Origin of the sequence: Sneathiella sp. (genome assembly GCF_041689005.1) — a bacterium.
Taxonomy (GTDB): domain Bacteria; phylum Pseudomonadota; class Alphaproteobacteria; order Sneathiellales; family Sneathiellaceae; genus Sneathiella.
The window spans coordinates 25,750-46,901 of sequence record NZ_JBDNHC010000020.1 but is presented as its reverse complement, the minus strand read 5'-3'; the positions used below and the strand labels follow the sequence as shown (position 1 = coordinate 46,901).

Here is a 21,152-nt window from a genome sequence, read left to right as displayed (position 1 = left end):
AATGTCACAAGGGGTGCTGGAAAAAATTGAGGCATGGCCGGTAGACTCATTGCCACCGAAAGGCGATTACAAGAACTGGCGCAGGGACTACGACGCGGACAGAAAAATATTGACGCTATTTTTGGATAAAGATGACAGTGAAACCAATGTGTTGTCTTCCGATGTTCTGTTTGAACTTGAAAAAATTATCGGCAAAGTTGAAGCGGATTTACCGGTCGCGCTTGTCATCCGATCTGCCAAGGAAAAGGGATTTTGTGCAGGCGCAGATATTCGCGAATTCAAGGAATACAGCGATGCTGACATAGCAGTCAGCTTAAAGAAGGCCCATGACGTCATAGATCGCCTGGACCGTCTGGATACCCTGACCATTGCAGTTATCCATGGGCATTGCCTTGGCGGCGGACTGGAACTCGCCCTTGCCTGCGACAAGCGCATCGGTGTTGAAAAAAACCTGCAAATGGGATTTCCCGAAATTCTTCTCGGCCTGCATCCGGGAATGGGTGGAACATTTCGGCTAACCGAACTGATCAGTCCGGTCACGGCCCTCGAAATGATGCTGACGGGACGCCCCGCGCATGAGCGCCAGACAGCAGAACGCGGACTTGTTGATGTCCTGACGGAAGAACGGCATGTGGACGCTGCCATCCGGGCAATGATCTCCGGTGATGTGAAGCCCCGTGATCCGGGCGTGGTCCAATCAATCATGAATTTACGCCCGGCCCGCAGTCTGGCGGCGATCAAAATGCGGCGGATGAGCGAGAAAAAAGCGCCCTCCCGCCATTACCCTGCCCCGTATGCCCTGATTGATCTTTGGGAAGACCACGGCGGCAACCGCGATGCAATGCAGAGAGCCGAAATTAAATCCTTCTCTAAACTGCTGACCACGGACACTGCCCAAAACCTGATCAGGGTTTTCTTTTTACAGCAGAAGCTAAAGGATTTGTCCAAATCGACATCAGACATCCGGAATATCCATGTTATAGGCGCCGGCGCCATGGGTGGCGACATCGCCGGCTGGTGCGCCATGCAAGGGTTTCATGTCACGATTTCGGATCAGAAGCCCGACCCGATTGGACAGGCGCTAACGAACCTGCGCCGCCTCTGTCAGAGCAAGCACAAGTCCAGTATTGAAACCCGTGATGCCATGGACCGCTTTGTCCCGGATCTCGACAACCATGCCGTGCGGCAGGCAGATCTGGTGATCGAAGCCATTCCGGAAAACCTCGAAATCAAGAAGAAGCTTTATAAAGTGATAGAGCCGCTGATGAAAAAAACGGCGATCCTCGCCAGCAACACCTCCAGTATCCCGCTCGAAGACCTGTCTAAAGGATTAAAACGGCCGCAACAATTTTCCGGTTTGCATTTCTTCAATCCCGTATCCCAGATGATGGTGGTAGAAGTAGTTCGTCACGAGAATACCAGCGAGGAAGTTCAGAATAAAATACTGTCCCTTGCAACTGAAATCGGAAAACTGCCCGTACCTGTCACAAGCCACCCGGGATTTCTGGTAAATCGTGCCCTGGCGCCGTATCTGGTCGAAGCGATTATCATGCTGGATGAAGGATTGCCGAAAGAAGTGATAGATGACGCGGCGATAGCGTTTGGCATGCCCATGGGTCCGGTGGAACTGGCAGACCAGGTCGGACTGGATATTTGTCTCGATGTTGCCGATATGTTGTCAGATGCCGATGGCATAGCCATAGCCCCCGTCCCGGCCTGGTTCCGCGACAAGGTGAAAAGCGGGGAGCTTGGCAGAAAAACGGGAAGAGGCTTTTATCACTGGAAGTCGGGCAAGATACAAAAAAGCGGATCGTCCAGCGCAAGATCCGATAATAAAATAATTGACCGTCTGATCTTACCCATGCTCAATGCCTGCGTGGAATGTTATCGTAAAGGCGTTGTTGCGGATACCGATCAACTCGATGCCGCCATGATATTCGCGACCGGCTTTGCCCCGTTCCGCGGCGGGCCCTTGCACTATGCACGAACGCGGGGAATTGACGACGTTGTCACCTCGCTGCGACGGCTCGTGGATAAACATGGCGAAAGGTTTACACCGGATAACGGCTGGAAGGACGTATAGGATTTGACTGCAGATATATCCAGTTACAAGGATCCGGGAAAACTCGCTGCCGCAATTGTTAAAAAAATCGGAAAAAAAATCGTCCTCGCTCTTCCGCTTGGGCTCGGGAAGGCCTGCCATATTGCCAATGCTCTGGTGGACCTTGCGTTACGGGACAGCACCATAGAACTTAAAATATTGACGGCACTGACCCTGGAGTTTCCCCGCGCGGACAGTGACTTAGCCCGCCGGTTCCTCGAACCTGCCCGTTCACGGCTTTTCGGGGAATACCCTGTCCTGACCTACGCGACCCTGTTGAGAAACAGGCAGCTCCCCGATAATATAACGGTGAATGAATTCTTCTTTCTGGCGGGCAGTTGGCTGTCCGTCCCTGCCGCTCAGCAAAACTATATTCCGGCCAATTATACCCATGTTCTGCCGCTTCTTCTGGCACAGGGCGTCAATGTCATTGCCCAACTGATCACCCGACATGACGATGCTTATAGCCTCAGTTGCAATCCCGATATCACCCCGGACCTGTTAAAGGCGCGGCAGGTGGGAAAATGTGAATTCGTTTTCGCTGGCCAGATAAACAGCGAACTGCCGTTTATGTATGGGGATGCCGAACTTCCTGCGGAAGAGATAGATTTTCTACTGGACGGTCCCGACACGGATTTTGAACTCTATTCCGTGCCCAAGCGTCCGGTCAGCCTTCCCGCCCAGGCCGTCGGCCTGCGGGTGGCCAGCCTGGTTCAGGACGGCGGGACATTGCAAATCGGGATCGGGTCCATCAGCGATGCGGTAACCCGGGCGCTTATTTTACGTCATACAGATCATAGGCAGTTTCAAAGTCTGTGCAAAAATCTGTCCGGCGAAGCGCCACGTTACGATACAGCTTTTGAAGAGGGATTATATGGTGTCAGTGAAATGTTCGTTGACGGCTTTTTACAGTTGGCCAGTGCCGGTATCCTGAAACGAGAAATTGACGGCGTCGTCCTCCATGGTGGCTTCTTTGTCGATTGCCGGGATTTCTATAAAAAGCTACACGCCATGTCTGAAGCAGAGCGTGCCCGGTTCCAAATGAAGCCCGTCAGCTTTACCAACGAGATTTACGGGGATGAGGAAAACAAGCGGCAGGCGCGGAAAAGGCATGCTTTGTTAACAGCGCCATGAAAGTGACCCTTCTCGGTGCCGTTATTTCTGATGCGTTGGAGGACGGCGCCGTTGTCAGCGGTGTTGGCGGGCAATATAACTTCGTCTCCCAGGCATTTGCGCTTGACGGCGCGCGCTCGATTATGACCGTGGACGCCACCAGAACCCATAAAGGAAAGACCATTTCCAATATCGTCTGGTCTTACGGGCATGAAACGATCCCCTGGCATCTCAGGGACATTATCGTAACGGAATACGGAATCGCTGATGTAAGGGGCAAAAGCGATGCTGAGACGATTGCAGCCCTTATTTGCATTGCCGATTCCCGCTTTCAGGAGGATTTGCTGCAGAATGCGCAGGTAGCGGGCAAAATTGGCCGGGCTTGGAAAATTCCGGAAAAGCATGAATCCAACACCCCGGACCACATAACGCAAGCACTACTCCCGGCACGGAATGACGGAATTTTACCGGAATTCCCTTTCGGCACAGACTTTACGCCCACTGAACAGCGATTGTTGCCAGCATTAGACCATTTAAAAAACAACTCCCATTCAAAACGTGCGCTGCTCAATTTGTTTGTCACGGGCTTGAAGGGCATAAAGGAGCCGGTCGAATGTGACGCGCTGGACAGAATGAAATTGAAAGACCCGAGCAGCCTCAAAGAGTTTATTCTTCAAAAATTGCTTATGGGTGCCTTGCACAGGACCAGCTCTTCCTAACAAAAGAGAGCTCCGGCGGTGCTTTTTCGCACCACCGGAGATCTGTTCGGATCACTCGGTTTTACGAAGATGCACGCTCTTTTCACGCGCCCAAAGCCGTAAATCCCCACAGGCCTTCAGGAAGGCCTCGACGTTCGTTTTATCACTTACCTGATGAAACCCGTTATCCTGGGTCATGACATCTTTGATGCCGGCCGCGTCGAACAAGGGTACCGCCCCCTTATTGTATGCAATGAATTTGAGATGAGCATATGCATCACTGACAAAATCCTGGGCCGTTGCCTCTCCGGCTAGCTTCTTGGCATTGTCCGCGGTCCCGAGAACGGCGATGGCATCGAACACGACAGAAGCCCCGCCTTCAATCTTATGCATTGCTTCAATATGTTTGCCGTCACTGTCTTTAACCCCGCCCACGGTAGGCGCCACAACCTCGACGACCACGCCGGCACCTTCCGCTGCTTTTTTAAGTGTCTTGAATAACTTGCCGTCGACACCCTCCGTGACTAGTATTCCAAGCTTACGACCGGAAAAAGAACCCGGTCCGTTTTTCTGAATGGAAAGGGCATCGGATGGCTTGAGATCATCGCGGGTTGCCATCGCGGCCTTCGCCGGCTCCGGCAAATCGTCTAGGCCCAGATTCAGGGCAACAGATTTCGCCATATCTTTGTCGATATTCAGTAAATGCGCCACCACCCGCGAGCGGATGTCTGGGTTCTCGACCTTGCTCAGTTCGAACACCAATGCATCGACAATATGGTTCTGTTCCGATGTCGTCTGGCTGATAAAGAACTGACGGGCCTGACTGTAATGATCTGAAAATGTTTCCGAACGGACACGACGTTTCGCGCCCTCCTCCACTGCGGGGTAGGAGGTAAAGCCCTTTTCCGGGTTCTCTCGCGGCCCTTCTCCCCAGGAGTTCGGTTGATAATTCGCACGCCCTTCAACATTCCGATAGGCCATATGGCCATCCTGCTGGAAATGATGCATGGGGCATTTCGGCGCGTTTATTGGCAGCTGTGAAAAATTGGTGCTGCCAAGGCGTTTAATCTGCGTATCAAGATACGAAAAATTGCGACCCTGCAATAACGGGTCGTTCGAGAAATCAACCCCGGGCGGAACATTTTGCGTCATAAACGCCACCTGCTCGGTTTCCGCAAAAAAGTTATCGGGCATCCGGTCAAGGACCATGCGGCCCACGCAAATCGTTGGGACATCCTCTTCCGGTATGAGCTTGGTCGGATCAAGAATATCGAATTCAAATTTTTCAGCAAATTCATCATCAAAAAGCTGAACATGTAATTCCCATTCCGGGAAGTCTCCCGCCTTGATCGCTGACCAGAGGTCCCGGCGGTGGAAATCAGGATCCATGCCGTTTATTTTCAACGCCTCGTTCCAGACAACCGATTGCATGCCCAGCTTGGGCTTCCAGTGAAACTTGACAAAGGTCGACTTGCCTTCCGCGTTCACAAGACGGAACGTGTGAACGCCGAAGCCTTCCATGAAGCGGAAGGATCTCGGAATTGCCCGGTCCGACATCACCCACATGATCATGTTCATGGCCTCAGGGGTCAGGCTGATGAAATCCCAGAAATTATCATGGGCTGACTGGGCCTGGGGAAAACCCCGGTCCGGCTCCGCTTTCACGGAATGAATGAGATCGGGGAACTTTATGGCATCCTGAATAAAAAAGACCGGCATATTGTTCCCGACAATGTCCCAGTTTCCCTCCTTGGTATAGAATTTCACGGCAAAGCCACGGACATCACGGGCGAGATCTCCTGATCCCTTGCTTCCGGCAACGGTGGAAAAGCGAACAAATAAAGGCGTTTTTTCACCTTTTCTCTGGAATATATCGGCCTTCGTATATTCAGGTATGGGATTTAATGTTTCAAAATAGCCGTGGGCGCCATAGCCGCGCGCATGCACTACCCGCTCTGGAATGCGTTCATGATCAAAATGGAAAATTTTCTCGCGGAAATGAAAATCTTCCATGAGAGTTGGCCCGCGATCTCCCACCTTCAGTGAATTTTGATCATCTGAAACGGGTCCGCCCTGAGCCGTGGTAAGAACAGGAGTATCTCCCTCGGCGGTCTGATGATATTCACCGCCCTCTCCAATCTTACTTATATGATCGGATAATTTTGGTTTTGCAGATTTGGCAGCAGGTGCACTCGCACCAGCCTTTTTCGGCGACTCGGTCATCAAACAATCTCCTTCATTAGCCAACTTCGGGAAGTCACCTAACACCAACCAATCTGGAGCCCGTTAGTTCCTTTTATTCCGGGATTATTAAAAAGCCGAAGAAGGCCGCGCAGGCTTGTTCCCGCAGGTCTTCTTTGACGTGATATGCAATCATATCGGCGCCGGGATATAAAGTGTCGATTTTGTTAGTTCAGCGCCAAAATTTATACTAATACTGAGGCCGTATTTTAATGGACTATTGGCGAAAGTATAAGGCTGCAATGTTGATTTCAAAAACAGACTATTCGAACCAGTTCACACTCACCCTGTGCTGTGACGATAAGCCCGGGATTGTCGCGGCCACCGCAACCGAACTTGCCGCCACCGGCGCCAATATTATTGAAAGCAGTCAGTTTTGGGATCAGGATTCAAACCAGTTCTTTATGCGGATCTCTTTCACCACCACGGAAGAGGTCAAGCGCTCCCGCATTGAGAAGGCCTTAAAACCGGTCGTTGACCGGTTTGGCATGAAAACGCATCTTGTCGATCAAACCGAAACCCCGAATATATTGATCATGGTATCGAAATTCGATCATGCCTTGCTGCATCTTCTATATCAGGTCAAAGTCGGCTGGTTGCCAGCAAAGGTGGCGGCCATCGTCTCCAACCATACTGATGCCCAAAAAATCGCGGATCAGGAAGGCATCCCGTTTTATCATATTCCGGTTACCCGCGATACGAAGGCGGCCAAGGAAGAACAGCTTCTGCAAATTGCCCGTGATTCCGATGTCGATCTGGTGGTTCTGGCCCGCTATATGCAGGTTCTTTCCGATAAATTTTCAACCCGGCTCTTCGGCAAAATAATCAATATCCATCATTCCTTTTTACCAAGCTTCAAAGGGGCAAAGCCGTATCACCAGGCATATGACCGAGGCGTCAAACTTATTGGTGCAACCGCACATTACGTGACACCTGATCTCGATGAGGGGCCGATCATCGAGCAGGAGACCAGCCGAATTTCCCATTCCTTCAGTGCCACAGAATTAGTCGCGGAGGGCCGGGACATCGAAAGTCGCGTTCTTGCCCGGGCGGTCAAACTGCATCTTGAATCCCGTGTCATGCTCAACGGTCATAAAACCGTTGTTTTCGCGTAACCAGCAGAGATTTAATCTTACTTCCGCCGACGCGCCTGAAAGGCCAGAACCCGCTCCTTGAAAACCGGGCCATCCTCCAGGATCGCCATGTGAGACGAAATCATATCGAGATGAGAGTCCAGCGTTGTCGAAAAACTCTGGACTGCCGCGCGTTTTATCATCCGAACCGCTTCAGTCGGCTGAGCTGCTATACGCGCTGCAAGTTTTAGCGCTTCGGGCAACGCTTGACCTTCATCAACTGCACGGGACATCATGCCAATGCTCACGGCTTCCTCGGCGGTCACTGCGTCACCGGTCCAGAGCAATTCCAGCGCCTTGGAAAGACCCACGAGGCGCGGCAAGAAGTAGGAGCCACCATCACCGGCGATCAACCCCAGTGAAATATAGGATTCGGCGAAAACAGCAGACCGATCAGCGATACGAATATCACACATCAGCGCCATATCGAGCCCCGCCCCGCGCGCTGTCCCGTTCAGGGCAGCGATTACTGGGATATCCATGCTATGGACCTGACGCATGACCCGGTAAACATTATCAAAAAGAAATGATTTTCGTTCCGACATGCTCATTTCCAGAAAGCTGTCCAGTTCATCCATATCGCCGCCCGCACAAAAAGCTTTGCCTGCCCCCGTCAGCACCATGGCGCGAATATCTTTATCCGACGCTATGTCAATTAGACTATCGGCCCATGTGTTGACCATTTCCCGATTGAACGCATTAAACTGGTCCGGCCGGTTTAGCGTTAATATGGCGACACCGGTTTCATGGTTTTTCTCGACTAGAATGGTCTTGCTCGTCATAGCGTTTCCTCACCTTCAATTCTTATTGTTATTTTTATTCTGGCGTCTGCCCGGCGGCAGAAAGGGCTGTCATTGTCCGCCACAGAGATCCTTCCTGCGCGATGCCGCCGCCCATGCTCTGACCAAGTTGGAATGCCCAATATTGCTCGCCGCCAAATTCCTCGCGCCATGCCCAAAGCCGTCTTGTGGAATGATGCAGCGTGTGCTCCATTGTGACGCCCATTGCCCCAAATATCTGATGGCTCATGCGGGCAATCGTCGTGGCGGCTTCGCCTGTACGGATTTTTGCAGCCGCGATCATCGTGTGCCGGGCCTGCGCCTTGCCTCCGCTCACCGCCGCCGCTTCGACCATGGCGGATGAGGCCGCAACTTCCTCTGTTATCTGCGAAATCATAAAGGCAATGGCCTGAAAGGCACTGATAGGACGGCCGAACTGGACTCGCTCGGTCGAATACTGAATGGCGAGCTCAAGCGCTTTTTCAGCGGCACCGGTGATCAGGGCCGCCCGGGTGAGCGCCCCGAGCGCACGGTATTCATCAGCCAAAGCCCCCTCACCCACTGCCGCGGAAGATGATGGCACATCAACGGCGTCGAATGTCACATCGTCCAGCCATTCCCCGGCAATAGATTGGCGATTGACCAGCTGCGCTTTGTCCACCGGCAGGATGACGACGAGCGTCGCATCTTCTTGCGGAACGGCGAGCACGATATGCCCCGTGACGGAGGCAAAGGGCACCGCCACAACGGTGCCGCTCAAGGACCAGACATCGCCGCTTTTGGTGGCTTTCAACCCTTCGGCAATGGCAAAGGATAACGGGCCCTCTGGCGCCTCAATTCTGACTGCAGCCAGAAGCTCGCGCGCCAGCATCGTATCGGCCAGTGGCAGGGGCGCACTTGCATAGCCTGCGGCGCGAAGCGTGGCTGAGGCATCCTGCCAATCGCCCATGCCCGGCACGTCACAGAGACCGGCTTCCTCCACCGCCCTCCACAGTGCGTCGGACCAGACCCCTGCCTCGGCCGCATTCACCGTTTCCGCGGAACAAAGGTCGCGGAAAAGACGCGTTGCAGTTTCATGAATCTCTCTTGCAATATCGCTCATCTCGGCAACACTTCCTTGGATATCATCATTCGCAAAATTTGCGTCGTCCCGCCCCGTATCGTAAAGGCGGGCGAGGCGCAGATCGCTTCTTGCAATAACTGGGACAACTCGGTACTTCGCGTGCCCTCTGTCGCCGCTCGGACAATCTCAATCGCGTCCTGCTCAAAGATCGTACCAAGGTCCTTTGACAAGGCAGCCTCGAACACCGGCGAGCGGCCCGCCACCAGTTCGCTGGTGATACCGAGGCTCATGGCCCGCTGCGTAAGCAGTCTTGCCGACAACCTGCCAAGCGTCCGCGTCTGTTCTTCGCTATTCCCACTGTCCTTGGCAAAGGCCTCAATCAGGGGCATCACAGAAAGATAGCGTTCGGGTCCGCTGCGCTCATACCCGAGTTCGCTCGTCACCTGGTTCCATCCGCCGCCTTCAGTACCGACAAGCGCATCTGGCTCCAAGACTACATCATCAAAAACAACTTCATTGAAATGCTCGTTTCCATCGATAGACCGTATTGGATGAATGGAAATCCCGTCGAGCGTCAGGTCGACAACAAACTGGGTGATCCCCTGATGCCGATGCTTGGTATCAAGCGGCGACGTCCGGCACAGCACGATCATATGGTCGCATTTATGCGCCCCGGTGCTCCAGATCTTACGCCCCTTCAGGATATATCGTCCATCTTCCTGCAGGGTTGCCCGAGTTCGCACCGCCGCAAGATCCGAGCCAGAATCCGGCTCGCTCATGCCAATGGCGAAAAAGCTTTCGCCGCGCGCGATACGAGGAAGGTACTTTTGGCGTTGCTCTTCAGTGCCGAATTTCATCAGGAGGGGGCCACTTTGCCGAGCGGCAATCCAATGGGCTCCGATCGGTGCCCCGACAGCCAGCATTTCTTCGTTTATCGTGTAGGTGGCCAGATAGCTACCCCCCCTGCCGCCGTACTCTTCCGGCCAATGGTAGCCTATCCAGCCGCGCGCGCCCAGGAGCCGACTGAATTCCGGCGAAAAGGTCTCAGCCCAGGAATTGTTGCAAAAATCGAACTCACCCTTCTTGCGCACCTCGCCAAGAAAACCTCGGACCTCTTGTCGGAGTGCCTCCAGTTCTGGTGAAACCGCAGGCGGTTGAAATGTTTCGGCAAAGTTCATTTCTTGTCAATCTCCGTAAATGGGGCCTTTTCCGGCGCGTTCTGTGTCGCAAGATTAACTTCCGCGCGATCAGTGTCAACAAGGAACGTCTCGACACTATATTAAGCGAATAGACATTCTGAGGCTGCCTCGCCTTTGACTAACGGCCCTATAGTCACAGCAGTCCTGTGAACGGCAAGGATTTTACGGTTGTACAGGACTTTGATAGCCCCTACAAATAAGTCCTGCATTACAATACCTGACAAGCGGGAGGCAAGTCATATGTTACGGTCCGGCACCCTTAAGGAGTTGCTCGAGCATGGAGAGGATGAGGCGCCAGCGATCTCTGCTCCCGGCAGACAGCATTTAACATATCGTAGGCTTAAGGAACTGGCGGCAACGACCATCGTACGGCTCAATGAACTTGGCATTGGCAGGCAAGACCGCGTGGCCATTGTCTTGCCCAACGGGCCTGAAATGGCAACTGCCTTCGTCTCGATTGGTTGCGCGGCAACCACTGCCCCGCTCAATCCAAATTACAAGGCAGATGAGTTTGAATTCTATCTCTCAGACCTCAAGGCGAAGGCACTTGTCGTTCTGGAAAAAAGTGACAGTCCCGCTGTTGAGGTCGCAAAAAAGCTCGGCGTGACAATTATTGAATTAAGAGTTCCCGAACTGGCAGCCGCGGGCGCCTTTGAGCTTAGTGGACCAATTTCAGGGACCGCTGAAATGCCCGGTCCCGCCCATGCCGACGACATCGCCTTGATCCTGCATACATCAGGAACCACCTCCCGGCCGAAAATCGTCCCCCTTAGCCACACCAATGTCTGCACGTCAGCGGGCAATATTGGCCGATCCCTGAATCTGACGGCCGAGGACATATGCCTCAATGTCATGCCTCTTTTTCATATTCACGGGCTTATTGCGGCAGTTCTGGCCTCGCTTCGGGCGGGCGCAAGTGTAACCTGTACGCCGGGATTTAATGCGCTCAAGTTCTTTGGCTGGCTGGAGGAGGCGAAGCCTAGCTGGTACACGGCGGTACCAACCATGCATCAGGCCATTCTGGCGCGCGGGGAACGCAATCCGGACGCGGTCACCCATGCCAGATTGAGATTCGCGCGGTCGTCTTCCGCTTCGCTCCCGCCGCAGGTTATGAAATCGCTGGAAGTCATGTGGAATTGCCCGGTGATTGAAGCCTATGGAATGACCGAGGCGTCCCATCAGATGGCCGCTAATCCCTTACCGCCGGCCAAACGCGTTCCGGGAAGTGTGGGAATTGCCTCCGGGCCGGAAGTTGCCATAATGTCAGAGGACGGGGCACTCCTGAAGGCCGGTGAAACAGGAGAAATCGTCATTCGCGGTGACAATGTCACGAAGGGATATGAGAATAATCCCAAGGCGAATGCCGAGGCCTTTACCAACGGATGGTTCCGCACCGGCGATCAGGGCGTTCTGACGGACGACGGATATATTTCCCTTACTGGTCGCCTGAAGGAAATTATAAATCGGGGGGGAGAGAAAATATCTCCACGTGAAGTCGACGAAGTCCTTATGAACCATCCTTCGGTAGAGCAAGTTGTGACCTTCGCCCTGCCGCATGACAAGCTGGGGGAAGACGTTGCCGCCGCTGTCGTTCTTAAAGACGGTCAGTTGGCGACAGAAGCGGAACTCAAGGCATTTGCCGCAAAAAGTCTTGCTGCATTCAAAGTGCCCCGGACGATCACGTTACTGGCCGAAATACCGAAGGGCGCGACGGGCAAGCTGCAGCGCATTGGAATGGCAGAAAAGCTGGGGTTGGTGTAATGCGAGTCTGTATATTTGGGGCCGGGGCAATCGGCGGTTATGTCGGTGCTTTGCTCGCGCGTCAGGGCGATGCCGACATCTCACTGATCGCACGCGGGCCACATCTGGCCGCTATCCGAGAAAATGGACTAACCCTGGAAACCGGGAGCGAGACGTTCATTCAGAAAAATGTCACCGCGACGGATAATCCGGCGGACCTCGGCGTACAGGATTTTGTCATTATCGCCTTGAAAGCGCATTCGGTTCCTGCGGTCGTCGATACGATGCAACCACTTCTGGGCCCGGATACCGCCGTTGTCACCGCTCAGAATGGCCTGCCATGGTGGTATTTTTACGGCATCGACGGAATTCATAAAAACAAACGTATCGACGCCACGGATCCGGAGGGCCATATCTGGGACCGTGTCGGGCCTGCCCGTGCCATCGGATGTGTCGTATATCAGGCAGCAGAGGTCACCAAACCCGGCGTGATAACCCACAGGGCCGGCGATCGCTTTCCCGTCGGCGAGCCAACCGGCGAGCGCACCGACCGGGTTTCCAAGCTTTCACAACTGCTGATCTCTGCCGGGCTAAAGGCGCCAGTGAGAAAGGCAATCCGAAATGACATCTGGGTAAAGCTATGGGGAAACCTGAGCTTCAATCCGATTTCAGCTATAACCGGCGCGACCCTCGACATAATCAGCGGAGATCCGGGAACATGTCAACTGGCGAGGTCTATGATGCTGGAAGCCCAAGCCATTGGCGAAACACTCGGCGTCGATTTTCCAATTGACGTTGATAAAAGAATTGCGGGTGCCGCCTCGGTCGGGGCCCATAAAACGTCGATGCTCGTGGATCTGGAAACGGGCCGGCCGATGGAGATTGATGCGCTCGTAACGTCCGTCCAAGAACTTGGCGTGATCACTGGACATAGCACGCCGGCCATTGATGCCATTGCGGCGCTGGTGAAACAAAAGGCAAGACTGGCCGGTTGTTACTAACTTGACAAAGCCGGGGGAAATCGTGGGATAATTGCCCGTTTGGTGTCATTTCTTGTCAATATCGCCCGTTGTAATATTGAACAATCTGAAGTGTCGTTGCCCAAAAATTGAGGCCGGGAATTTCCGCACGTGTCACCCGGGAATGTAACCAGTTTCACGTGATCACATTCCTCACGAAAATTCCCGGGTCTCAACCTAGTTGGCTGGTGCCTTGAAGGCTTTGCTCAAAAATTCGTTTGTATACGCATCTTTCACATCAAAGGGTTTTTCCAACGTAAAATATTTTTCAACCAGGGCGTAGCTGTCGTCAAGCCCGGCTGGATCAAGATATCCCAGCGCAACAGTCCTTGTCGCCTCGGTAGACATCAATTCCTCCACCCGGAGCCACTGGTCCATTTGTGCCTTCTCATCAAGACCACTCACATTTTTCAATAGGGCATCGATGCAGGGCTTGTGATCCATGGCACAGGCATTGAAAGCCTTTTGCGTGACCTCTACGAATTTGGCCACAGCCTCCTTATGGTCCTTCAGGTATTCACCATTGACGAAAATTGTGTTGCCGTAAGGATTGACGCCGATATCACGCCAGGCAATAAATCCCATATCATCTCCCATTGCATTCACTTTGAGATCATGACCATTGTAAAAGTCACTTATGATATCGATGCGGTCCGACATCAGGCTCGGCATTTTGGCCTGCGGGGCAATATTAATAAACTTCACTGAATCCTCAGCTATCCCGACAGCCTGCGCAAAGGCTGGCCACATTGCTCGTGCGGCATCACCCGGTGGATTACCGATCGTATGGCCGGGAAAATCTTTTGGGCCGGTTATTCCACTCACGCTTTTACGCCAATAGAACCCCTGCGGTGAGTTTGCATATACAGCCATAACCCCGACCAAATTTGCGCCTTTACTCCGGGCAATGAAGGCAGTTGGCAAGTCAGCCACACCTAATTGCGCCTGGCCGATACCGATCTTCTGTGAAGACGCAGCGGACCCTTTTGCAGACTCGATATCTACCTCAAGACCGGCGTCTGCATACCATCCCTGCTCACGAGCATAATAATACGGGGAATGGTCCGCTGTGGGAAACCAGTTCAAAACGAACGTAATTTTTTCTGCCGCGCCTGAGCTGCTCATCGAGGACAACCCGGCGAGCGCTATCACCGCCAAGGCTGAAACAATTTTCGTAATTCGCATTGAACTTCCCCTATTTTGCCTGTATCAAAATTCTAAAAATTCCGTGTAGATGTGTTTGATGGTACGGTAACGCTAAATATAAAATTGAACCGAGTCAATACCATCCAACTAGTTGGTTGATAAAATGAAACAAAATGCAGTGGTAAAAAAACGACGCGGAGGACGCCCCCGAAAGTCTGACAACAGCGACACGCGGCAAGCCTTACTTGACGTGGCCTGTCAGGAATTCGCAGGGCGCGGGCTTGAAGGAGCGCGGGTTGATCGCATCGCCAAGCTTGCGAATGTCAACAAGCAGCTTGTCTATCACTATTTTGGCAGTAAGGACGAATTGTATATCGCCGTTCTTGAAGAGGCCTATCGGAATATCCGCGAGCAGGAGCACGCATTGGACCTCGCCGGTCTGCCCGCCCATGACGCAATGCGCGTGCTGATCGAGTTTTCTTTCGATTATCTCGATAGAAACCGCGAATTTGTTGCCCTAGTTACCGATGAAAACACTCATATGGGAGAGCATTTAAACGGCTCTACGCAACTTGAGCCAATGAACCGGCCAATTATTGAGATGATAAGGGAAACGCTTGAGCGGGGCGATTTTAAGGCCGGGCTCGATCCGTTTCAGGTTTATTTGTCAATTGCTGCGCTCTCGTTTTTCTATTTTTCCAATGCGTTTACGCTGTCGCGGATCTTCGGACGCGACCTCCTGGAATACTCCTCCGTCGCCGAGCGTCGCCGGCATGTCGTGGATTTCGCAATGTCCGCACTTACAAAAACCTGAACAGGTGATCGAGCAGAGTTGACAGATACGCTGCCGCCGACTATTAATCAACCAACTGGTTGATTACTGCAAGGCTGAGCAAATGGAAAAAACTGTTGAGGATCAGGATACGGCCGATCACAAGCCGCGGATAACTACATTCATCCAGGACCGGATGCCCACGCTGCTCCCGATAGTCGTTTCCCATGGGCTGGTCATCCTGGCCTGGTATATGGTGGTGGAATTTAGCGATATACCGTCTTATATTCTGCCCTCCCCCGGCGCGACGATCCAGACGCTCTTTCAGGACAACTATGCGTGGGGACTGAACACATTCGTCTCAGTCGTTGAAATTTACGGTGGTTATATTATCGCGGTTGCCTTCGGCATCGGTACAGCCTTAATTTTCTACTGGTTTAGCTGGTTCAGCGTACTGGTATTTCCCTTATTCGTGACCCTTAGCATGATTCCCAAAATCGCACTGGGCCCACTCTTTGTCGTCTGGTTCAGTTATGGCGTTGGCACCAATGTTTTTATTGCGTTTGTAATCTCCTTCTTTCCGATGCTGCTCACCACATTGCGGGGTTTGCGTGAAGTCGAACCCGAGATGCTGGAACTGGTCCGGTCACTGAAGGCGACGCGCTGGCAGATTTTTATAAAGATCCAGCTCCCGAATGCCCTTCCATACATTTTCTCCGGCATGAAGGTCAGCAGCATCTTGGCCGTTGCGGGCGCTATCGTCGGTGAATTTATCGCCTCTGAAAACGGTCTTGGTTACCTCATGATCCAGGTACAGGCGGTATTGGATACGGCGGCCATGTTTATGGCGGTCATCCTACTCAGCATCGTTGGGGTAACTTTGTATCTAACGATTATGGTGCTGGAACGTCTTATGGTCGTTCAAGACTCGCGTATAGAATAGGGACCTCCACTTATGCAAAACGCATTATATGAACTGACGGCAGCTCAGTTGACCGAGGGCTATCGTACAAAAAAAATTACCCCTGTAGAAGCAACTCAGGCCTGCCTGGACCGCATTGCGGACCTGAACCCGGTCATAAACGCATTTTGTCTTGTCGATGAAGCTGCCGCGCTCGCCCAGGCGGAGCAGTCGACCGCACGCTGGCAGACCAACACTCCTCTGGGCCCATTGGACGGCGTGCCCGTTTCAATCAAGGACCTCTTGCTAACAAAAGACTGGCCGACAAGGCGGGGATCAAAAGTAATACCTGCGGAAGGGGATTGGAGCGAGGATAGCCCCCCAGTCGCGCGCATCCGCGACGCCGGCGGGATATTGCTCGGCAAGACCACGACACCGGAATTCGCCGCCAAGGGAGTGACTGACAGCCCGCTTACGGGAGCGACAAGGAACCCGTGGGACATCACCCGCACACCCGGCGGCAGCAGCGGCGGCGCGGCGGCGGCGGTTGCATCCGGCATGGGACCACTTGCACTGGGAACGGACGCCGGCGGGTCGCTTCGCATACCGGCCGCCATGTGCGGGCTATTTACCATCAAGCCGACCGGCGGGCGTGTCCCCTCCTATCCGCCAACGCCGTATGGCAGCTTTGCCGCCAGTGGACCGATCAGTTGGTCGGTCGAGGACGCCGCAATATTACTGACTGTCCTAAGTGGCGACGATTGGCGTGACGGGTCTGCCCTGCCGTTGGATTCGATGGATTACGCGAACGGCCTCAATCAGGATCTGCGCCGGTTACGCATAGGATGGTCCCCTGATCTCGGCTTTGCCCGCCCGCAAACGGCAGTTCTGGACGCCGCCGAAAAAGCTCTTGGCCAACTTGAAGCGCTCGGGCATTTGGTCGAGAAAGTTTCCGCGCCATTCGATAACCCGACCAACACTTACGAAGACTTGCGGGCCGGCATGACGGTTGCGGCTTTTGCCAGAATGGGCGATGCGCAGTTTGCCCAAATGGATCCGGCCCTTGTCGCCCATATTCAGGAAAGCCGATCAAACGCCAATCTTGCAAGCTATCTTGCGGCCGACTCCGCCCGGACGGAAATTTGCCGTCAAATGCGCCAGTTCCATACGGAATTTGACCTTTTGCTAACTCCTGCCCTTGCCTGCACAACGTTTGAAGTGGGCATCGACGGCCCTATGGGGATGGCGGAAAGTCGTCATTGGTCACCGTACACCTTTCCCTTCAACCTGACCCGCCAACCCGCCGTCACCTTGCCCTGTGGAATGGATCCCAATGGCCTGCCGCTCGCAATCCAGGTTGTCGGGCCGCTCTACTCGGAAATGTTGTTGCTTCAGTTTAGCCGTCAATATGAGCGGGCTTACCCATGGAATCGCGCCCGCGCCACGCCGAGGTTGCCTGAATGAAATCGATGGAGATAATCGAAATGGATCGAAGTACCGCTAAATCAAAATTGCCCGATACGATTACCAGTATCGAAAATCTGGAGGAACTTCTTTCGCGCCCAACCCCCGAATTGACAGCGGAACTTGGTGCGCTTGACGGTGATATCATCATCCTTGGCGCCGGAGGTAAAATCGGCCCGTCCCTCGCCCGCATGGCCAAGCGTGCCTGTCCGGAGAAGAAGGTTTATGCCGTCGCCCGGTTTTCAAACTCCGGTATCGCCGACGCGCTGGCCGCGGACGGGATCGAAGTGGTGAAAGCCGATCTGATGGATCGCCAGGCTATCGAAAAATTACCGAACGCCGCCAATGTGATGTTCCTTGCTGGACAGAAATTCGGATCTTCCGGCGCGCAATCCCTGACCTGGGCCATGAACAGCTTCATGCCCGGACTGGTGGCCGAGCGCTTTCGTGACAGTCGCATCGTCGCTTTCTCCACCGGTTGTGTCTATCCTTTCGTGTCCGTTATTTCCGGCGGTGCATCGGAGGACCTGTCCCCCAATCCGCCCGGTGAATATGCTATGTCCTGCATCGGCCGGGAGCGCATCTTTGAATATTTTTCACAGCGTCACAACACACCGGGCCGCCTGTTTCGACTAAACTATGCCGTCGACCTGCGCTATGGTGTTCTGGTTGACATCGCCCGAAAAGTGCTCGCTGGCGAGACAATCGATGTGACCATGGGTCATGTCAACGTTATATGGCAAGGGGACGCAAATGTGATGGCATTGCGCTCACTGGCACATACAACACCCGTCACCAGCCCGATTAATGTCAGCGGTCCGGAAACAATTGCCATTCGCTGGGTAGCGGAAGCCTTTGCCCGCCGGTTCAACAAGAAAGCGGTCATTACCGGAACGGAAGCCGAATACGCCTGGCTGACCAATACGGCCCATGCAAACAAGCTGTTCGGCTATCCGAGGGTGCCGCTAGACCTGCTGATGGACTGGGTCGCTGACTGGCTTGTCAATAAGCGGGAAGTCTATGATAAACCAACCAAATTTGAGGTCCGCGATGGCAACTACTGACGGCTTGATGCAAGCTCCCTTCAAACTGGACGACATCGATGACGCGATGACGTTGGTGGAAGAAGCTGGCTGGAATCAGGTTGCAGCAGATTGGCGACTGATGTGCGACGGGGGGGACGCGGTCATCATCCGAAATGAAAACGAGAGGATTGCCGCCACGGCGCTCGCCCTGCCCTATCCCGGAGGATTTGGCTGGATCAGCATGGTCCTGGTGTCAACGGCCATGAGACGCCAGGGTTTGGCGACTGCGCTTCTTGGCGATCGGATAGACTGGCTTCAGGAACGAGGACTCGTACCTATCCTCGATGCGACAGAAGCCGGAGAACAGGTCTATACAAAAATCGGGTTTGTTCCCGGCCTGCGTTTCACTCGATGGCAAGGGGAGAGACAAAATTCATACCGGAAAAACGAGGGAGTACGTGAAGCCAATACGAGTGATGAGGGCTGGATCAGCACTCTTGATGCAGAGGTTTTTAACGCCGATCGCAGGAATCTTATAGGCGATTTTCTCAACCGGGACGGCAGCAAGTGCTTTGTCATCGAGACTAAAAAACCAGGATTTATCATCTCGCGGCAGGGCCGCCGCGCCGCCCAGTTTGGCCCGTTGATTTCCGCTTCTGAAGATGATGCCATCGCCCTTGTTGATGCGGCCCTTGCCGTGACCGACGGTCCGGTATTTTTCGATCTGCTCGACACCCGGACGGAATTGGCCGCGTATATATCATCCATCGGTTTCGAAAAACAGCGCGGGTTCACGCGCATGAGCTTGGGCGACAGCCCGGACTTTGACGGCGGTGGGCGGACAATGATAATTGCGGGCCCCGAATATGGATAGGAGTAACTGACTTGCATTGGACTGAAATTAACACGACATTGCTCGATAATTTCCGCGGGGGACTTGTTATCCCGGCTCATCCGTTGGCGCTTAACAGTTCGCGGGAGTTCGATATCACTCGGCAGCGTGCGCTGACACGTTACTATGTCGATGCGGGCTCTGGAGGGCTTGCCGTCGGCGTCCACACCACGCAATTCGCCATCCGCGATGTGGGGCTTTACACGCCCGTACTTGAGTTGGCAGCCCAAACCGCAGCGGATTGGGCTAACCGCCCCTTGTTCATGGTCGCCGGTGTGGCCGGCCCAACAGGCCAGGCCATTCGCGAGGCGGAGACGGCCCGTGCGCTAGGCTATCAGGCCGTACTCCTGAGTCTGGCGGCGCTTAAGACAAGCAGCGAGGACGAATTAATAGATCATTGCCGCACCGTTGCCGATGTAATGCCAGTGATCGGCTTTTACCTGCAAACCGCAGTCGGCGGCCGCCGCCTAACGCGCGGCTTTTGGCGGCGCTTTGCGCAAATTGAGAATGTTATCGGCATTAAAATGGCGCCATTTAATCGCTATGCGACCCTGGATGTCATCCGCGGTGTCGTGGAAGCCCGCGCCGAGGACAGGGTTAGTCTCTATACCGGCAATGACGACCACATCGTCCTCGACCTGGTATCGCATTATCGCATTCAACGCGACAGCAAACCGGTCGACATGAAAATTTCAGGCGGTCTTCTCGGGCATTGGAGCGTCTGGACGCGCGGTGCTGTTGACATCCTTGGACGGTGCAAGAAGGCACAGGCTTCGGGGGAAGCAAAGGAGGACATCCTGCGCCTTGATTCAGCCGTTACCGACTGTAATGCGGCCGTTTTCGACGTCGCCAACGATTTTCAGGGAGTTATTGCCGGATGCCACGAAATCCTGCGGCGTCAGGGGCTTTTGGAAGGCCGCTGGTGCCTCGATCCGGAAGAAGATCTGGGGCCCGGCCAAAGTGAAGAACTTGATAGAATCTATAATGAATACCCGGAATTTAATGATGATGCCTTTGTTGCTGAAAATCTCTCACGCTGGCTCGCCTGAATTAGGAGCATAATCCATGTCGACTCCCACTGTAGAAAGCGCACACCCGTCCGAGGTGATGATCCGCCTCGAAGGGGTGCAGAAAACCTATGTCAGCCGCGACGGTGCCCGACATGTCGCCGTCAGTGACGCCAGCATGACGGTCAATTCTGGTGATCTTGTCTCACTGGTTGGGCCTTCCGGTTGCGGCAAGACAACATTGCTAAAGATTTTAGCGGACCTGCATGATGCCGATGAAGGCATGATCGAGATTGGAACAGCGGAGCATCCGTTTGAACCCGGCCGCGACGTCGGCATGGTTTTCCAGCAATCCTTGTTGCTGAAATGGCGGCGTATTATCGACAATGTCATGTTGCCAGCCGAAATTATTGGCCTTCCGCTACGCGAAGCCCGTGAACATGCACTGCATCTCATCAATATGGTTGGCCTCACCGGCTATGAAAACAAATATCCCTACGAACTCTCGGGCGGCATGCAACAGCGCGTCGCGATTGCCCGCGCGCTCGTCCATAATCCCAAGCTGGTGCTCATGGATGAACCGTTCGGGGCACTTGATGCCATGACGCGGGAGAAAATGAACCTGGAACTATTGCGGATCTGGGAAGAATCCCGCAAGACCATCATTTTTGTTACCCATTCAATTCAGGAAGCAGTATTTCTCGGGTCGCATTGCGCCGTGCTGACATCCGGTCCCGCCCGCATGGCCGATTATTTTCCCATCGATCTGCCCTACCCACGCACCCTCGATATGAAGGTTACTGAGCCCTTTGGCGTCTATACGAAACATATATATAAATTGCTGGGAATGGCCTGAGCA

General features: G+C 53.8%; 18 protein-coding genes. 13 read left to right on the top strand and 5 right to left on the bottom strand.

The genetic code is table 11. The features are described 5' to 3' along the window. The first annotated feature begins 1 nt into the window (after position 1). The 3 genes from ACESNI_RS02510 to ACESNI_RS02500 are packed head-to-tail and all read left to right on the top strand — an operon-like array spanning position 2 to position 3,933. Positions 2 to 2,083 (top strand): 3-hydroxyacyl-CoA dehydrogenase NAD-binding domain-containing protein, encoded by a 2,082-nt coding sequence (locus ACESNI_RS02510; protein ID WP_373084703.1) that lies wholly within the window; start codon positions 2 to 4, stop codon positions 2,081 to 2,083. A gap of 3 nt (positions 2,084 to 2,086) precedes the next feature. Further along, positions 2,087 to 3,235, top strand: coding sequence for a hypothetical protein (locus tag ACESNI_RS02505; protein WP_373084701.1), 1,149 nt, complete (start codon positions 2,087 to 2,089; stop codon positions 3,233 to 3,235). Continuing rightward, positions 3,232 to 3,933 carry an acetyl-CoA hydrolase/transferase C-terminal domain-containing protein gene (locus ACESNI_RS02500; RefSeq protein WP_373084699.1) on the top strand — a complete coding sequence of 234 codons (702 nt, stop codon included), beginning with the start codon at positions 3,232 to 3,234 and terminating at the stop codon, positions 3,931 to 3,933. The genes ACESNI_RS02505 and ACESNI_RS02500 overlap by 4 nt, the downstream gene beginning before the upstream one ends. A 51-nt stretch (positions 3,934 to 3,984) precedes the next feature. Here ACESNI_RS02500 and ACESNI_RS02495 read toward each other — a convergent pair whose 3' ends face one another. Next, positions 3,985 to 6,135 carry a catalase gene (locus tag ACESNI_RS02495; RefSeq protein ID WP_373084696.1) on the bottom strand — a complete coding sequence of 717 codons (2,151 nt, stop codon included), beginning with the start codon at positions 6,133 to 6,135 and terminating at the stop codon, positions 3,985 to 3,987. A gap of 260 nt (positions 6,136 to 6,395) precedes the next feature. On the opposite strand from ACESNI_RS02495, the gene purU reads away from it, so the two are divergent. Beyond that, positions 6,396 to 7,268, top strand: coding sequence for a formyltetrahydrofolate deformylase (gene purU / locus ACESNI_RS02490; protein ID WP_373084694.1), 873 nt, complete (start codon positions 6,396 to 6,398; stop codon positions 7,266 to 7,268). A gap of 17 nt (positions 7,269 to 7,285) precedes the next feature. Here purU and ACESNI_RS02485 read toward each other — a convergent pair whose 3' ends face one another. The 3 genes from ACESNI_RS02485 to ACESNI_RS02475 are packed head-to-tail and all read right to left on the bottom strand — an operon-like array spanning position 7,286 to position 10,306. After that, the gene (locus tag ACESNI_RS02485; protein ID WP_373084691.1) at positions 7,286 to 8,068 is read right to left on the bottom strand and encodes an enoyl-CoA hydratase/isomerase family protein; all 783 of its coding nucleotides are present in this window, start codon (positions 8,066 to 8,068) and stop codon (positions 7,286 to 7,288) included. Between the two features lie 34 nt (positions 8,069 to 8,102). Beyond that, on the bottom strand, positions 8,103 to 9,167 hold the full coding sequence (locus ACESNI_RS02480) for an acyl-CoA dehydrogenase family protein (protein WP_373084689.1): 1,065 nt from the start codon (positions 9,165 to 9,167) through the stop codon (positions 8,103 to 8,105). Continuing rightward, entirely contained in the window at positions 9,164 to 10,306 is a 1,143-nt protein-coding gene (locus ACESNI_RS02475; RefSeq protein WP_373084687.1) for an acyl-CoA dehydrogenase family protein, read from the bottom strand. Before ACESNI_RS02475 ends, ACESNI_RS02480 begins: the two co-directional genes overlap by 4 nt. A 261-nt stretch (positions 10,307 to 10,567) precedes the next feature. On the opposite strand from ACESNI_RS02475, the gene ACESNI_RS02470 reads away from it, so the two are divergent. Both ACESNI_RS02470 and ACESNI_RS02465 read left to right on the top strand, forming a co-directional pair. Beyond that, the gene (locus tag ACESNI_RS02470) at positions 10,568 to 12,088 is read left to right on the top strand and encodes an acyl--CoA ligase (RefSeq protein WP_373084685.1); all 1,521 of its coding nucleotides are present in this window, start codon (positions 10,568 to 10,570) and stop codon (positions 12,086 to 12,088) included. Beyond that, positions 12,088 to 13,068: a 2-dehydropantoate 2-reductase gene (locus ACESNI_RS02465; RefSeq protein WP_373084683.1), complete on the top strand. Its 981-nt coding sequence runs from the start codon at positions 12,088 to 12,090 to the stop codon at positions 13,066 to 13,068. Before ACESNI_RS02470 ends, ACESNI_RS02465 begins: the two co-directional genes overlap by 1 nt. A 195-nt stretch (positions 13,069 to 13,263) precedes the next feature. Here ACESNI_RS02465 and ACESNI_RS02460 read toward each other — a convergent pair whose 3' ends face one another. Further along, entirely contained in the window at positions 13,264 to 14,271 is a 1,008-nt protein-coding gene (locus ACESNI_RS02460) for an ABC transporter substrate-binding protein (RefSeq protein WP_373084681.1), read from the bottom strand. Positions 14,272 to 14,395: 124 nt separating this feature from the next. On the opposite strand from ACESNI_RS02460, the gene ACESNI_RS02455 reads away from it, so the two are divergent. From ACESNI_RS02455 to ACESNI_RS02425, 7 genes are all read left to right on the top strand, one after another. After that, entirely contained in the window at positions 14,396 to 15,046 is a 651-nt protein-coding gene (locus tag ACESNI_RS02455; RefSeq protein WP_373084679.1) for a TetR/AcrR family transcriptional regulator, read from the top strand. Between the two features lie 82 nt (positions 15,047 to 15,128). After that, the gene (locus ACESNI_RS02450) at positions 15,129 to 15,947 is read left to right on the top strand and encodes an ABC transporter permease (protein ID WP_373084677.1); all 819 of its coding nucleotides are present in this window, start codon (positions 15,129 to 15,131) and stop codon (positions 15,945 to 15,947) included. Between the two features lie 12 nt (positions 15,948 to 15,959). Continuing rightward, positions 15,960 to 17,369, top strand: a complete 1,410-nt coding sequence (locus ACESNI_RS02445) for an amidase (RefSeq protein WP_373084675.1) — start codon at positions 15,960 to 15,962, stop codon at positions 17,367 to 17,369. A 20-nt stretch (positions 17,370 to 17,389) separates the two neighbouring features. Continuing rightward, positions 17,390 to 18,433, top strand: a complete 1,044-nt coding sequence (locus ACESNI_RS02440; RefSeq protein ID WP_373084673.1) for an NAD-dependent epimerase/dehydratase family protein — start codon at positions 17,390 to 17,392, stop codon at positions 18,431 to 18,433. Further along, complete coding sequence (locus ACESNI_RS02435; RefSeq protein ID WP_373084671.1) at positions 18,420 to 19,268, top strand: GNAT family N-acetyltransferase; 849 nt, start codon at positions 18,420 to 18,422, stop codon at positions 19,266 to 19,268. Before ACESNI_RS02440 ends, ACESNI_RS02435 begins: the two co-directional genes overlap by 14 nt. 11 nt (positions 19,269 to 19,279) lie before the next feature. Further along, positions 19,280 to 20,335, top strand: coding sequence for a dihydrodipicolinate synthase family protein (locus tag ACESNI_RS02430; protein ID WP_373084669.1), 1,056 nt, complete (start codon positions 19,280 to 19,282; stop codon positions 20,333 to 20,335). A 16-nt stretch (positions 20,336 to 20,351) separates the two neighbouring features. Continuing rightward, the gene (locus tag ACESNI_RS02425) at positions 20,352 to 21,149 is read left to right on the top strand and encodes an ABC transporter ATP-binding protein (RefSeq protein ID WP_373084667.1); all 798 of its coding nucleotides are present in this window, start codon (positions 20,352 to 20,354) and stop codon (positions 21,147 to 21,149) included. The last annotated feature ends 3 nt before the right edge of the window (positions 21,150 to 21,152 follow it).

What these genes read in the sequence shown, in the direction of transcription:
- ACESNI_RS02450 (WP_373084677.1), top strand. Translation starts at nt 15,129, where the DNA reads ATGGAAAAAACTGTTGAGGATCAGGATACGGCCGATCACAAGCCGCGG.
- ACESNI_RS02465 (WP_373084683.1), top strand. Translation starts at nt 12,088, where the DNA reads ATGCGAGTCTGTATATTTGGGGCCGGGGCAATCGGCGGTTATGTCGGT.
- ACESNI_RS02455 (WP_373084679.1), top strand. Translation starts at nt 14,396, where the DNA reads ATGAAACAAAATGCAGTGGTAAAAAAACGACGCGGAGGACGCCCCCGA.
- ACESNI_RS02445 (WP_373084675.1), top strand. Translation starts at nt 15,960, where the DNA reads ATGCAAAACGCATTATATGAACTGACGGCAGCTCAGTTGACCGAGGGC.
- ACESNI_RS02500 (WP_373084699.1), top strand. Translation starts at nt 3,232, where the DNA reads ATGAAAGTGACCCTTCTCGGTGCCGTTATTTCTGATGCGTTGGAGGAC.
- ACESNI_RS02435 (WP_373084671.1), top strand. Translation starts at nt 18,420, where the DNA reads ATGGCAACTACTGACGGCTTGATGCAAGCTCCCTTCAAACTGGACGAC.
- ACESNI_RS02495 (WP_373084696.1), bottom strand. Translation starts at nt 6,135, where the DNA reads ATGACCGAGTCGCCGAAAAAGGCTGGTGCGAGTGCACCTGCTGCCAAA.
- purU (WP_373084694.1), top strand. Translation starts at nt 6,396, where the DNA reads ATGTTGATTTCAAAAACAGACTATTCGAACCAGTTCACACTCACCCTG.
- ACESNI_RS02460 (WP_373084681.1), bottom strand. Translation starts at nt 14,271, where the DNA reads ATGCGAATTACGAAAATTGTTTCAGCCTTGGCGGTGATAGCGCTCGCC.
- ACESNI_RS02485 (WP_373084691.1), bottom strand. Translation starts at nt 8,068, where the DNA reads ATGACGAGCAAGACCATTCTAGTCGAGAAAAACCATGAAACCGGTGTC.
- ACESNI_RS02425 (WP_373084667.1), top strand. Translation starts at nt 20,352, where the DNA reads ATGTCGACTCCCACTGTAGAAAGCGCACACCCGTCCGAGGTGATGATC.
- ACESNI_RS02440 (WP_373084673.1), top strand. Translation starts at nt 17,390, where the DNA reads ATGGATCGAAGTACCGCTAAATCAAAATTGCCCGATACGATTACCAGT.
- ACESNI_RS02475 (WP_373084687.1), bottom strand. Translation starts at nt 10,306, where the DNA reads ATGAACTTTGCCGAAACATTTCAACCGCCTGCGGTTTCACCAGAACTG.
- ACESNI_RS02470 (WP_373084685.1), top strand. Translation starts at nt 10,568, where the DNA reads ATGTTACGGTCCGGCACCCTTAAGGAGTTGCTCGAGCATGGAGAGGAT.
- ACESNI_RS02510 (WP_373084703.1), top strand. Translation starts at nt 2, where the DNA reads ATGTCACAAGGGGTGCTGGAAAAAATTGAGGCATGGCCGGTAGACTCA.
- ACESNI_RS02480 (WP_373084689.1), bottom strand. Translation starts at nt 9,167, where the DNA reads ATGAGCGATATTGCAAGAGAGATTCATGAAACTGCAACGCGTCTTTTC.